Genomic DNA, 532 nt, shown 5'->3' on the forward strand with positions numbered 1-532 from the left:
AAGGCATCCACCGTGCGCCCTTATTCACTTAACTTCTTCGTGAAAAGACGTTTGTTGATTTGATGTCTTGTCATCAGCTACGCATGGATGTGCGTAGTGATACTCTTATCCAGTTTTCAAGGTTCACTTCCCATTTAAGGGTTGACTATAAAACACAAAGTATTTATTGTGTTTTAGTTTAAAGTATTATGGTGGAGCCTAGCGGGATCGAACCGCTGACCTCCTGCGTGCAAAGCAGGCGCTCTCCCAGCTGAGCTAAGGCCCCGGATTGAATGGTGGGCCTGAGTGGACTTGAACCACCGACCTCACGCTTATCAGGCGTGCGCTCTGACCAACTGAGCTACAGGCCCATTCAAATTAAGTTTATTTAATCTCTCAAAACTGAACAACCAACCAGGTACGTGCTCCGAAGGAGACGGCTTTTTGTGTTCGAAAACACGGCCAGCCGTTCCTTGTTCCTTAGAAAGGAGGTGATCCAGCCGCACCTTCCGATACGGCTACCTTGTTACGACTTCACCCCAATCATTGGCCC

At 48.1% G+C, this 532-nt stretch carries 2 tRNA genes and 1 rRNA gene; all 3 read right to left on the reverse strand.

Annotation, left to right across the window (positions count from 1 at the left end):
• Positions 1-189 precede the first annotated feature (189 nt).
• Positions 190-265 (reverse strand) — tRNA-Ala (locus ACGTNH_RS21120).
• 8 nt (positions 266-273) lie between these two features.
• Positions 274-350, reverse strand: a tRNA-Ile gene (locus tag ACGTNH_RS21125).
• Positions 351-463: 113 nt separating this feature from the next.
• A 16S ribosomal RNA gene (locus ACGTNH_RS21130) occupies positions 464-532 on the reverse strand; the annotation flags it as partial.

This window comes from Halobacillus sp. B23F22_1 (genome assembly GCF_043497005.1).
Lineage (GTDB): Bacteria > Bacillota > Bacilli > Bacillales > Halobacillaceae > Halobacillus_A.